The organism is Streptomyces chumphonensis, assembly GCF_014779715.1.
Classification (GTDB): Bacteria; Actinomycetota; Actinomycetes; order Streptomycetales; family Streptomycetaceae; genus Streptomyces; species Streptomyces chumphonensis.
In genome coordinates this window covers 96,101-109,152 of sequence record NZ_JACXYU010000008.1, presented here as the reverse complement: position 1 = coordinate 109,152, position 13,052 = coordinate 96,101, and the positions used below count along the sequence as shown (strand labels likewise).

The window sequence follows — 13,052 nt, the reverse complement described above, 5'->3', positions numbered from 1 at the left end:
GCTGTCGGGACGGCGTGTGTCGGTATGGGCAGGGGGGTTCGGGGGGTCAGGGACGGGGGTGGGCCGCCGTGGTGAGCCGCCATGCGTCCGCCCGGCGGCGCAGTTCGACGAAGCGGCGGTAGGTTCCGTCGCGGAGCAGCAGCTCCTCGTGCGTGCCCTGGTCCTCCAGACGGCCGTCGTCGAGCACGAGCACGTGGTCGGCGCCGACGACGGTCTGGAGCCGGTGCGCGACGACGAGGACCGTGCGGTCCTTCGCGAGGCGCGTGACGGCCTGCTGGACGAGCCGTTCGTTGACCGCGTCCAGCGAGGAGGTCACTTCGTCGAGGAGGACGACGGGGGCGTCCTTGAGGAGGGCGCGGGCGATCGAGACGCGTTGCCGCTCACCGCCGGAGAGCGTCGAGCCGCCCTCGCCCACGCGGGTGTCCCAGCCGTCGGGCAGCCGGTGGACGATCTCGTCCACCCGCGCCTGCCGGCCGACCTCCTCCAGTTGTTCCCGGGTGGCGTCCGGCCTGGCCTGGAGGATGTTGTTCGCGATCGTGTCCTCGAAGAGGTACGGGTTCTGGGAGACGAGCGAGATCCGGCTCATCAGCCGCCGGGTGCCGAGCTCGCGGACGTCCTGCCCGGCGACCTCGACCGTGCCCTGCCCCGGCTCCAGGTCGTGGAAGCGGGCCAGCAGCGCCAGTACCGTCGACTTGCCCGCTCCGGAGGGGCCGACGAGGGCCGTCAGCGTGCCCGGTTCCGCGCGGAAGGTGAGCCCGTGCAGAACCGGACGGTCCGGGGTGTAGCCGAAGGTGACGTCCCGGAAGGCGACCGAGGGCGCGCCGGGTTCGGCGGGTTCGGCGGGCTCGGGGAGCGGCTCGTTGCCGAGCACCTCCTGGAACCGCCGCATCCCCACGGCGGCGATCCGCAGCCCGCCCGCGACCTCCGCGACGGCGGTCAGCGGTTCCACGAACCGCACGGCGAGCACCATGACCGCGAGCAGTTGGGCGATGTCGACGTCCTGCCCACCGCCGAGGGACAGGTGGACGACGAGCGCGAGCACCGCCGTCAGCACGGCCTGGAGGACGAGGAAGAGGGGCGCGCCGGCCGCCGAGTTGCCGAGGACCATGCGGCGCGAGGCCGCGTCCTGCTCGGTGAAGGCGGCCTCCAGCGGGGCATGGCCCTCCACCGTGCGTCCGAAGGCGCGCAGCGCGGGCTGCTGGGTGGCGTACTCCAGCACCCGGGCGGAGGCACGGCTGGTGCTCTCGTCCCAGCGGCTCTCGACCCTCTCGATGATGCGCAGGTAGAGCCGGTAGGCCAGCAGCGCCAGGGGCGCGCCGAGCAGCAGGCACAGGCCGACCTCCCAGCGGACCACCAGGCTCACCAGGATGATCGTCGCCGGGGTGACGAACGCCGTGACCACCGGGGCGACGAGGTGGGCGGGGGCGGTGGCGACGTCGAGGGCCGTCTTGCCCACCAGCCTGCCGACGGTGGCCGAGCGGCCGGGGCCGAACCAGCCCAGCGGTGTCGTGGCCAGGGTGTCGCCGAGTCGCTGGTGGAGCAGCTTCAGCAGGGAGCTGGACAGCTCCCCGGCGTGCCGGTGGTTGCGCAGGATCAGCACGTGATGGACGAGGACGAGCCCGGCCAGGACGGCCGCCCAGGTCCACATCCCCGACCAGTCCTCGGCGAAGACCGCGCTGAGCAGCGGGATGAGCGTGCAGGCCGCGAGACCCTGGAGGACCGCGCAGGCCGTGACCCGGACGAGCAGCGCCCGGAGTTCCCGGCACCCGGCGTCGTCCAGCAGGGCGAAGAGTTGTCTGATCATGCGGGGTCGTGTCCTTCCCTGCCGTCGTGCCGGCGTTCGTCGGCCTCTGCGGCGGCGTCCGTACCGGGGCCGGAGGCGTCGGCGCGCCACAGCGAGGGGTAGAGGGTGCCGTCGGCGAGCAGCGTGTCGTGCGTGCCCTGCTCGACGACGCGCCCGCCGTCGAGCACGACGATGGAGTCGGCGTGGCGCACCGTGTGCAGCCGGTGCGCCACGACCAGCAGCGTCTTGTCCGCGCTCAGCGCGTTCAGCGCCTCCTGGAGGAGCGCCTCGTTGTCCGGATCGACGGCCGAGGTCGCCTCGTCCAGGATCAGCACCGGGCGGTCGGCCAGGATCGCGCGGGCGATCGCGACGCGCTGGTACTCCCCGCCCGAGAGGACGGCGTCCACGCCCACGATCGAGTCGAGGCCCTTCGGTAGCCGCTCGATGACGTCCTCGACCCGTGCGGCCCGCGCCGCGCGCAGCACCTCGCCGTCGTCCGCGTCGGGCCGGGCGAGGCGGATGTTGTCGCGCAGCGACACGCGCAGCGGGGAGGTGTCCTGGAAGACGAAGCCGACGTGTCGGTAGAGGTCGGGGAACGGCAGTTCACGCAGGTCGGTGCCGGCGATGGTGACCCGGCCCGCCACCGGGTCGTCGAACCGGGCGAGCAGCTTGGCCAGAGTGGACTTGCCCGAACCCGAGGGTCCGACGAGTGCGGTCATGGTCCCCGGTTCCAGCGTCAGCGAGACGTCGTCGAGCGCCGTCGTCCCGCCGTAGCGGAAGGTGACCCCCTCGAAGCTGACGGGTGCGTCCGAGGGCAGCGTGACGGGCGGGCCGCCGACCGAGGGAAGCTCGGGCTCGGAGAGCACTTCCCGCACCCGGTCCGCGGCGCCCCTGGCCGCCAGCAGCGCGTGGTAGTTGAAGCCCAGGGCCAGCAGCGGCGCGGGGATGGCCAGGCCGAGCACGACGAAGGGCAGGAGTTCCAGCGGGCCGTCCAGATGGCCGCTCTCCAGCAGTGCGCCGCCCGCCACGGCGGTGGTCAGCAGCAGCGTCATGGGGGAGAGGGCCAGCTCCATGAACGTCGCGCCCGCCGAGCTGGAACGCATCCACGCGTGGTGCTTGCCGTCGAAGTCCTCCGCCGCCTCGCGGTAGGCGCCGTGGGCGCGGCCGAGCGTACCGAAGGACTTGACCTCGGCGATGCCGTCCACGAACTGCACGGTGACCGCACCCAGCCTGGCCAGCGAACCCGCGTACTCCACGAGCCGTTCCGACGTGCCCCGAGTGGCGACCTTCAGCCCGAGCAGACCCGCCAGCACCGGCACCAGCGTGACGACGGTCATCGCGACGTCGTGGAGCAGGAGGTACCCGACGATGGTCGCGGGGACGACGATCGCCCATGTCATCTCGGTGACCGAGTGCGCGACGAGGTGGTGCAGGGACCCCACGTCGTCCTGCACGGCCTTCTTCACCAGGCCCGAGTTGCGTTCGGTGAACCAGCCGAGCGGTACGCGGCCCAGCCGCCGGACCACCGCGCGGCGCACGGTCGCGGCCAGCCGCACGTCGGCCAGATGGGAGACGGTGGACGCGGCGAGCATCAGCAGCAGCCGCAGTCCGAGCGCCCCCACGGCGATCCACACCGTGCGCCAGGCCGCGGCCCGGTCCACCTCGCCCCCGCTGACGGCGGGGAGCAGCTCCCCGGCCAGTTCGACGACGCAGAGGAACGGCACCACGCCGGCGAAGGCCGAGACGGCGGCGAGGACGGCGCTCAGCGACAGCAGCGGCCGGACGGGGCGCAGCAGTGCCGCGAGGGAGGCGGGGGCGTCGGCGGGGGCGGCCGGCTCGGCCCGGGGGGCGGGGTCGGGCGTCGGCTCCGTGCCGGGTGCCGCCGTCTCGTCCGGCGGCGTCTCCGGTCTCGTTCCGGAGGCGGTCCCGGCCGGTGGCCGGGCCGTCGTGTCGGCGTCCGACGCCACGTGGCTCTCCTTCACTTCGTGGCTCCCTGCGGGTCGTTGGTGGAGGTGTCGGCGGAAGGCCCGTGGGCCGCCCCGCGGAACGCCAGCGTGAGCAGGCCCAGGGCGAGCGCGCAGGTGACGGCGGTGGCGGTGGGCAACCACCCCGCGGTGGCGTGCGAGAGGATCAGGCCGCCCAGCGCGCCGCCGACGGCTATGCCGAGGTATCCGGCGCTGGTGTTGAGCGCGAGTGCCTGCGCGGTGAGGTCCCCGGCCACGTGGTGAAGCCGCGCTTGGACGGCGGGTGCGCTGAGGTAGGCGGTGACGCCCCACACCACGACGAGCGGCATGAACACGTACAGGGGGACGGGGCGCAGCGTCCACAGCGCCGCCAGTGTCGCCATGACGGCGACGAAGACGACGAGGCCCAGCCGGATCGTGCGGTCCGGTCCCAGCCTGTCCGTGGCCCAGCCGCCCGCGAAGACTCCCACGGTGCCGGCGACACCGAGCACGGCGAAGACCAGCGCCCGTACGCCGTCGCCGTCGTGGAGGAGTCCCTGGAGGAAGGGCGCCAGATAGGTGAGGAGCATGACCGAGCCCATGACGGCGAGTGCGCCGCCGGCCAGGGCGAGGGAGATGGGCCGTGCGGACAGGGCCCGGACCTGCTCGCGGAAGGGGACGGGTGCTTTGGGCTCCGTCTCGGGCAGCGAGGCGGCGACGAGCAGCAGGCTGAGCGCGCCGCAGCAGCCCATGGCCGTGAAGGTCGCCTGCCAGCCCAGGGCGGTGCCGATCCAGCTTCCCAGCGGCACGCCGAAGGCGATGGAGCCGGTGATACCGACGGCCAGGACCGACAGGTACCGGCCGCGGAGCCGGTCCGGCGCGAGTTCCGCCGTGCTCGCGAAGATCAGCGGCGTGGCGGCCGAGGCGGCGAGCGCGGCGATGATCCGCAGCACGACCATGACCGCGTAGTGGTCCACCAGGGCCGCCACGAAGTTCACGACGGTGAAGACGCCCAGGGCGGTCAGCACCACCGTGCGCCGAGCCGCGCGGAACAGCAGGAAGCCCGCGACGGGGGTCGCCACCGCGATCGTGAGGGAGAAGACGGTCACCAACTGACCGGCCACCGCCTCGGACACGGACAGGCCGTCCGCGAGCTCGGGAAGGATTCCCGAGATCACGTGGTCATCCGTGTAGAACGTGAATACGGACAAGAACAACGCGGGGAGCCACAGCGGGACTGCGGACCCCTTCTCCTCTGACACCTGTCTCTCCCTGACCCGATCGGGCTGCCGGACGGCGCCGGGCACCGGCTGTCCCCGGTGTCCGGTCGTGTGGTGGCGGAAGCGGTGTCCCCGAGCGGGGCGGGGACACCGCCGTGTCCACGCCTACTGCTTCTCGGTCTCCTCCAGGAACGACGCCCAGATGTCGCCGATGTTGTCCGCGGAGCTGATCTCGCCCTCGTCGGTGGCGAGGGTGCGCAGGTCGTACGCGGAGGCGTAGAAGGCGAAGCCGGACATGCCGAACCAGACGTCGGCGTCGGGTGTGAGCACCTCACCCGTCAGCTCGGCGAACGTCGGCTTCTCCCGCATGGCGTCGGCGTCGTAGTACTCGCCCTCGGGCACGATGACCATGTCCGCGTCCTGCTCCGGCAGGAACTCCGCGGACAGCGGCACCGAGTAGCCGTCCACCTCCTTCTGCTGGAAGGCGGGCCGGGTGAAGCCGGCCTCCTTGATCAGCGTGGAGATGGGGACGTGCGGGGGCATCGTGAAGTCGTTCTCACCGAAGGAGTTGCCGAGGAGCGACAGCGTGCGCTCGCCCGACACCGCCTCGGCCGCGTCGTTCAGCACGGCCTCCGTCGCGACGATCTGCCGCTTGCCCCGCTCCTCCTCACCGAAGAAGGCCGCGGTCTTCGTGACGATCTCGCGCCACTCGCCCTCGATCGGCAGCACGATCGTCGGCGCCAGGTCGGTGAGCTTGTCGTAGTTGGTGCCGGTGGGTCCGGCGGAGCCCGTGCCCACGAGCAGGTCCGGCTTGGCCTTGGCGAGCTGCTCCAGCGGCGGGGTCGTCCCGACGCTCACCTCACGCAGCTCCACGCCCTCCTCACGGAGGATCTCCTGGGCCCTGGGCTGGGCGCTGGCCATGTACACCGCGTCGGGTGTGATCCCGAGGGAGACCAGCGTCAGCCCGGCCACCTCGTCCAGCGCGATGACGGCCTCGGGGTCGGCCGGGACCTCGGTGCTCCCGAGTTCGTGGGTGACCTCGCGGGAGGTCTCCTTCGCGGGGGCCTTCTTCGCGTCCCCGGTGTCGTCCTTCGTGTCGGCGGAGCCGCAGCCGGTCAGCAGCAGGGGTACCGCCAGGGCGGCGGTGGCGCATGCGTAGCGAGTTCTCATGTTCCTTCTTTCCTGTGTTTCCTTCATTCCGGCGGTCCTGCGGCCCGGCCGCTAGGCGCGCGCGCCCGCGTTGCCGAGCATCCGGTTCACCCGTTGTGCGAGACCCCGGGGCAGCCGGGACACCGCTGAGATGAAGACCTTGTTCCGCAGCCCGGGAAGCGAGTAGTCCCGGCCCCTGGCCAGGTCGGCCAGGCAGCGGTCGACCACGGCTCCCGGCTCCGACCACCAGCCGTCGCCCACCTGCGTGACGTCGATGTCCGCGCGGGCGTGGAACTCCGTGCGCACGAATCCGGGGCTGAGCACCATCACCCGGGTGCCGGTGCCGCGCAGCGCGGCGCTGAGGCCCTGGGAGAAGTAGCGGATCCACGCCTTCGACGCGGCGTACGTCGATCCCCGCCCCGGGATCAGCCCCGTGATGGAGGAGAGGTTGACGACCGTCCCGCCGCGGCCTGGCACCATCGTCCGGAGCGCGGCGTGCGTGAACTCCTGGGTGCTGATGACGTTGACGGCCAACTGCGCGTCCAGGAGCGCTCGTTCGACGGTCCAGAAAGATCCCGCGACGCCGAATCCGGCGGCGTTCACCAGGAAGTCGACGCCTGCCCCGATCCGTTCGACCACCCGGTGCCGGTCTGCGGCGTGGGAGAGATCGGCCGGGAGCACCTCACAGCGCACGCCGTGCCGTTCACCCGCCGCCCGGGCCACCGCCGCGAGTCGCGGCTCGTCCCGGGCCACGAGCACCAGGTCGAAGCCCCGGGCGGCGAGCCGGTCGGCGAAGGCGGCGCCGAGGCCGGAGCTCGCACCGGTGATCACCGCGTACTTGCGGCCGCTCGCCGCCTCGTCGACCACGCTCCGCTCAGCCATGGGTGCGCCCCGTCCGCTCGGCGGACACGTCGGCGGTGTCGCGGTCCCGGTCCCCGAGATAGGCGTCGAGATCCTCCGTCGTCATCGCGGCGACCTCGCGGTAGAGGGCGGCGGCCTCCTCCAGGGCCCCCGGGTCGGCCGCCCGGTCCCGCAGCAGGGCGGCGAACTCGCCCGCGCTGCGGGTAGCGAAGACCGCGCCCGCCCGCACAGGCGTCCCCACCAGCACCTCCCGCAGGTCCACCACCATGCGGGAGACGACGAGCGAGTCGCCGCCCAGGACGAAGAAGTTGTCCTCCGGCGTGACCGGTACGCCACCGAGCCGTCGCGACCACACGTCGCAGACCAGCCATTCGAGCGCGGTGTCCGGGGCCCGGCCCTCCAGGACGCGGCCGGAGTCCTCGGCCCGGCACTCCTCACGGTGGCGGCGGGCGAGGGCCTCCCGGTCGATCTTCCCGTTCCGGGTGGTCGGCAGCGTCTCCACGGCGATCACGCGCTGCGGCCTGGCCGGGCGGGGCAGGCCCGTCCGGGCGGCGGTCCGGATCGCCGCCAGATCCGCCTCCTCGGTGAGGACGACGAAGGCGGCCAGGCCCCGGACGCCACGGGAGCCTCCGGTGTCCGGGTCCTCCAGCGGCAGGACCGCCGAACCGCGGACTCCGGGCTGCCGGTTGAGGAACGCCGAGACCTCGCCCGGCTCGACCCGGTGACCGTGGATCTGCACCTGGTCGTCGCGTCGGCCGACGAACTCGATCAGCCCGCCCCTCCAGCGGCCCAGATCCCCGGTCCGGAAGAAGACCTCCCCGGTGCCGGGGTCGGTCCAGTGGTTCCGGTGCGGGTCGTCCCCGCCGCCGGTGAGGTAGCCCGGAGTGACGCCCACCCCGGCGACGAGCATCTCTCCGACGGCGCCCTCCGGGCGGTCCCGGAACTCGGCGTCCACCACGCGGTAGTACGTTCGCGGGATGGGCCTGCCGTAGGGGACGGCGGTGGCGTCGGACCGGAGTGCGTGCGGTCCGGTGACCGGATGCGCGATGTTCCATCCGGTCGTCTCCGTCGGCCCGCCGATGCTGACGGGCAGCACTCCGGGCGCGGCCGACCGCAGACGCCGCAGCAGCGGCACGGGCACCCAGTCGCCGCCGGTGAGCACCAGCCGCAGAGCCGCCAGCGGCCCGTCGGGGCGGTCCTCGCCGGCGCCGTCGAGCAGCATCTCGACCACGGCCGGCGCCGCGCACATCGCGGTGACGCCGTGGCGTTGGACGTCCCGGGCCCACTGCTGGATGTCCGTGTCGCCGCCGCGCCCGGCCAGGACCACGGTGCCGCCCGCGCCGAGGACGACGAACAGGTCGAAGAGCGACAGGTCGTGGTGGACGGAGGCGACCGCCAGGGAGCTGTCGCCGGGCCCCAGGCCGAACGCGCGGATCGTGTGCTCGACGCAGTTGGCCAGTCCGGCCAGGGTGACCGGCACGCCCTTGGGCTCGCCCGTGGAGCCGGAGGTGAACAGCACGTAGGCCAGGTCGTCGCCGGTACGCGGATCGTCGGCGACCGGGCGGCGCGACGGCGTCCGGGGCGCCAGGTCGGAGACGTCCACCCGCCGGGCTCCCGCGAGGTCGAGGGGGCCCGTGCGGCCGGAGGTCCACCCGTCCGTCACCACCAGGCGCACGCGGGCCCGGCGCAGTACGGTCGTGATCCGCTCGGGCGGCAGCTCGGCGTCGAGGGGCAGGTAGGGGTGCCCCGCCTCCAGCACGCCCAAGCAGGCCGCGTACTGCCTCCAGCCGCGCTCCAGCAGGACGGCGACCGGTTCCGTCGGCACGGCCCGGCCCCGGCGCTCCGCCGCCACGGCGTCCGCCACGCTCTGCGCGGCGCCGGCCAGTTGGGCACGCGTCAGCTCGGTCGGCCCGTCCACGAGGGCGGGCGCGTCCGGCTCCTGCGCGGCCAGATCGCGGATCACGGCATGCGGCCACACGCCGCCGGGTGCGTGGTCCGGCCCGCGGCCCCGCTCCTCGGCACGGGAGCGCGACACGGCGGGCAGCGGCTCTCGTGACCAGGAGGAGGGCTCCTGCGCCAGCAGTTCCAGCTGGCCGACGAGGAGCCGGAAGACCCCGTCCACGACGGCGGTGGGGAACAGCTCCTCCACGACGTCCCAGTTCAGGACGAGCTGCCCGGCGCGCTCGCGCAGCAGGAGGTCCATCCACACCTGAGGGGTCTGGCTGAGCGCGAAGGTCTCCGACATCAGCCCGTCGAAGATCCGGTCGATGCCGTCACCGACGCCCAGCTCGCTCGTCATCACCACGGGTGCGAGCGCGGCACCGAGACCTCCCCGGCGGCGGATCAGCTCGCGGGTGACCTCCATCCCGCTGAAGTGCCGGTGGTCGAGATCGTCGACCAGCCGGCGCTGCACCCGGACCGCCAACTCCTCGAACGTGGACACCTGTGCGGTGTCCACCTCCAGCAGGGTGAAGGAGGCGAACTCGCCGAGGACGTCGTCGATGCGTGGATGCACCGGATAGCGGCTCATGCTCGGCACGTTGAGCAGGAAGCGGGGCTCGTCCGACCACTGCGCCAGCGCCCAGGCGTAGGCCGCGAGGACGACGGCGGTCGGGGTCAGCCCTCGGGCCGACGCGTGCTCGCGAACCCGGTCCCAGCGTGCCGCGTCCATCGTGTGGCGCCGGTTGACGAACACCGGCGTGGTGCTCGTGGGAGCCTCCGTCCGCTGGGGCAGCCCGGGGGCGTCGGGCAGCGAGTCCAGCCGCTCCTTCCAGTAGGCGGCGGCCCGTTCGTGGTCCGGCCCCTCCCTGATCGCCGCCACCGTGGCCACGTAGTCCCGGAACGTGGGCGTGTCCTTCGAGGAGGCGCTCTCGCCCCGCAGGGCCGCGCGCCAGGCGTCGAACAGGATCTGCACGCCACGGGCGTCGGCGAGGAGGGCGTCGATGCTCACGCACATCCGCAGCACGCCGTCCGGCAACCTCACGAAGACGACGCTGAACAGGGGGAACTCACCGGGCGGACGGGCCTCGTGGGACAGCCGGTCACGGACGGCGCCGGCGGCCCCGGGGTCGGTGACGCCGTCGACGACCTCGATGACGTAGGGGGGCAGCTCGTCGGCGGGGATGACGCGCTGGGTGAGCTGGTGCTCGTCGAACACCGTGCGCAGCATGTCGTGTTCGGCGATGACACGGCGCAGCGCCTCCTGGACCCGGTCGATGCCCACCCCGTCCGCGTCCTCGGGGCCGACCGCCTCCCGGCCCTCGTACTCCAGGTAGAGGTGACAGGCGACGCCTCCGCCCTCGATGTCACCACCACGGCCGACCAGGTACGCCTGCTGCTGGTCGAGGAGGTCGAACGGCTCGTGCCGGAGCTCCGGCCGGGACCGCAGCAGCGGGCCGGAGGTGACCTCCGCGGTGGCGTCCAGGCGGCTCCCGACGAGGTCGGCGAAGTCGGCGAAACGCGAGTGCCCGGTGACGTCCCGGACGCCCAGGGGCACTCCCAGCCGCTCCCGTACGGCGGAGACGACCTTGATGGCGGCGAGCGAACTTCCGCCGATCCGGAAGAAGTCGTCCTGATCGGCCACGTCCGCGACGCCGATGGCCTCGGCCCAGATCCGGGCCAGCTCGGCCGTCGCACCGTCACGGCCACCCCGGTCGCCGGTTCCTCCGGGCACGGGCGCGTCGCTCGGCGCGGGCAGAGCGACCTTGTCCACCTTGCCGCTGGGCGTCAGCGGCAGCGCGTCCAGCGGCACGACGGCGGAGGGCACCAGGTACGCGGGCAGCTCGTCCGCCAGCCGGGCGCGCAGGGCCTCAGCGAAGGCGGGGCCGCCATCGGACGCGGCGCGGGGCACCGCGTAGGAGACCAGCACGTTGTCGCCGCCGTCGGTGCGGCGTACGACGGTCGCCGCGTTCGCGACGTCCGGCTCGTCCAGCAGCCTGGCGGTGACCTCGTCCGGCTCGACGCGGTGGCCGCGCACCTTGGCCTGGAAGTCGGCCCGAGCCACGTAGCCGAGGTGGCCGTCGGGCAGTACCCGCACCAGATCGCCCGTCCGGTACATCCGGGCGCCGGGCGGGCCGTGGGGGTCGGGGACGAACCGCTCGGCCGTCAGCCCCGGCCGGTTCAGGTACCCGCGTGAGAGCTGCCGGTCCGAGGCGTACAGCTCGCCCGTGGCGCCCGGCTCCACCGGCCGCAGCCCGGGATCGAGCACGTACGCCGCGCAGGTGTCGAGCAGCGGTCCGAGCCGGTAGGGCCCCCGTGGCTGCTCCCGTCCGCCCCGGGGCAGAGGCAGGGCGGTGATGACGTGCGTCTCGGTCGGGCCGTAGTGGTTGTGCAGGGTGACGTGGGGGTTGGCCTCCAGGAACCGCTCGATCCACTCGTTCATCACGAGCGGTTCGCCGGACTGGTAGACGTGCCGCAGCGCGGGCAGCGCCGTACCCGTCTCCAGGGCCGCCCGGCACATCGCCTGCAACATGACCTGCGGGCAGAAGTACTCCGTCACCCGCTGAGCGGCCAGCAGGGCGACGAGCGCGTCCGGGTCGGTGCGCTCGTGGTCCTCGGGCAGCACGAGGCACGAGCCGCTCGCCAGTGCCGTGAGGATCTCCTGGCCGGCGACGTCGAAGTTGAGACTGGCGAACTGGAGAACCCTGCGGTCGGTCTCGGCCGTGGCCGTCCGGGTGTGCCAGTCCACGAGATTGCCGATGGCGCCGACGGTGTGGACGACCGCCTTCGGCTGCCCGGTGGAGCCGGAGGTGTAGAGCACGTAGAGGGCGTCGTCGGCCTCGGCGGCCGCCCACGGTTCGGCCTCCCGGGGCTCCCGGGCCGAGGCGATGTCCACGGTGTCCAGGTGCGCGTAGGTCGCCAGCGACTCCGCGTCGCCCAGCACCGTCGACACGCCCGAGTCGGCCGCCATGAAGGCCAGTCGTCGTGCCGGGTAGGCGACGTCGAGCGGCAGGTAGGCGGCGCCCACGCGGAGGATCGCGACGATGGCCACGACCGCGTCGACCGAGCGGGGGAGCGCCACGCCGATGACGCTGCCCCGGCCGTGTCCCCGCTCGCGCAGGACCCCGGCCAGGGCGGCCGAACGCCGCTCCAGCGTGCGGTGGTCGATCCGTTCGGCGCCCCGGATCACCGCGGGGGCGTCCGGGTCGCGGGTGATGCCGCCCGCGATGCGTGCGGTCAAGGGCGTGCCGTCCGGTGCGGGGAGCCGCTCACCGGCCGTCACGCGCCGCAGCAGCAGTTCGATGTCCGCCCGGGGGACGGCGGTGACGTCGTGGTCCACGACGAGCGTGCGGGATCCGTCGGGGCCGACGCGGAGTTCCGCACTGAGCGGGTAGGCGTTGCGCGGGTCCTCGCTGTGCTCGGACAGCTCCACCGTGGCCCGGGGCCCGGCGCAGTCCGCGGGCAGCCCGACGGCCCAGGGCCGGTCGAGCAGCAGCGAACCGCCCTCCGGATCGCTTCCGGCGAGGGCCGTCCAGGGGTGCGCGCCGGGCGGGGGCCCTTCCCGGGGTGTCGACTCCGGGGCCGCTGTCACCGTGCGGACGGCTCCCGGCGCGGCGGCGGGCAGCAGCTCGGAGAGCCAGGCCCGTTCCGTGCCGGGCGGCACGGAGGCGGGCACCGGCACCTGCCGGCTCCGCCGGTCCGGATAGCGCGTCCGGGTGCCGCGGCCGTGGGGGTCCGGGGCCGGCTGTGGTGCCGGAGGTGTCGGTCCGCCGCGCAGCAGGTCGCACAGGTGGCGTGCCGCGGTGAGGGGCAGGTGCTCGGTCCCCGGAACCCGGGGGGCGACGAAGGAGAGCAGGTGCGTCTCGCCGCCGTCGGCCGGGATGCGGGCGACGTGCAGTGTCCAGGTGCCCGGCGTCCGGCCCAAGGCGTCGTGCCACTGTGCCTGCTGCGCTTCGCGGAAGGTCTCCAGCGCGACGGCGGGCTCCTCCCGGCCCGGTTCGGCCAGATCGGAGCAGGAGGTGGCCGCGGGGGGCACCGGGCACCGGGCGGCGGCCCGCAACCAGCGCGACGCGGGCACGTCCCCGCGCACCCGGAGCACCACGTGGGCTATCGGCAACCGCATGGCTCAGACCGCCTTCGAACGATGAGGGGACACGG

General features: G+C 73.6%; 6 protein-coding genes. All 6 read right to left on the bottom strand.

Translation table 11 applies throughout. The features are described 5' to 3' along the window. Positions 1-46: 46 nt before the first annotated feature. The 6 genes from IF129_RS16390 to IF129_RS16365 all read right to left on the bottom strand — a co-directional run bounded on the left by IF129_RS16390 (position 47) and on the right by IF129_RS16365 (position 13,017). Positions 47-1,804, bottom strand: a complete 1,758-nt coding sequence (locus IF129_RS16390; protein WP_191210419.1) for an ABC transporter ATP-binding protein — start codon at positions 1,802-1,804, stop codon at positions 47-49. Then, complete coding sequence (locus tag IF129_RS16385) at positions 1,801-3,750, bottom strand: ABC transporter ATP-binding protein (RefSeq protein ID WP_191210418.1); 1,950 nt, start codon at positions 3,748-3,750, stop codon at positions 1,801-1,803. Before IF129_RS16385 ends, IF129_RS16390 begins: the two co-directional genes overlap by 4 nt. 11 nt (positions 3,751-3,761) lie before the next feature. Continuing rightward, positions 3,762-4,988 (bottom strand): MFS transporter, encoded by a 1,227-nt coding sequence (locus tag IF129_RS16380; RefSeq protein ID WP_318153781.1) that lies wholly within the window; start codon positions 4,986-4,988, stop codon positions 3,762-3,764. A gap of 123 nt (positions 4,989-5,111) precedes the next feature. Beyond that, a complete protein-coding gene (locus IF129_RS16375; protein ID WP_191210416.1) occupies positions 5,112-6,116 on the bottom strand; it encodes an ABC transporter substrate-binding protein in 1,005 nt (334 codons plus the stop codon). A 51-nt stretch (positions 6,117-6,167) separates the two neighbouring features. After that, positions 6,168-6,977: an SDR family NAD(P)-dependent oxidoreductase gene (locus IF129_RS16370; RefSeq protein ID WP_191210415.1), complete on the bottom strand. Its 810-nt coding sequence runs from the start codon at positions 6,975-6,977 to the stop codon at positions 6,168-6,170. After that, positions 6,970-13,017 carry a non-ribosomal peptide synthetase gene (locus IF129_RS16365; protein ID WP_191210414.1) on the bottom strand — a complete coding sequence of 2,016 codons (6,048 nt, stop codon included), beginning with the start codon at positions 13,015-13,017 and terminating at the stop codon, positions 6,970-6,972. Before IF129_RS16365 ends, IF129_RS16370 begins: the two co-directional genes overlap by 8 nt. Between the last annotated feature and the right edge of the window lie 35 nt (positions 13,018-13,052).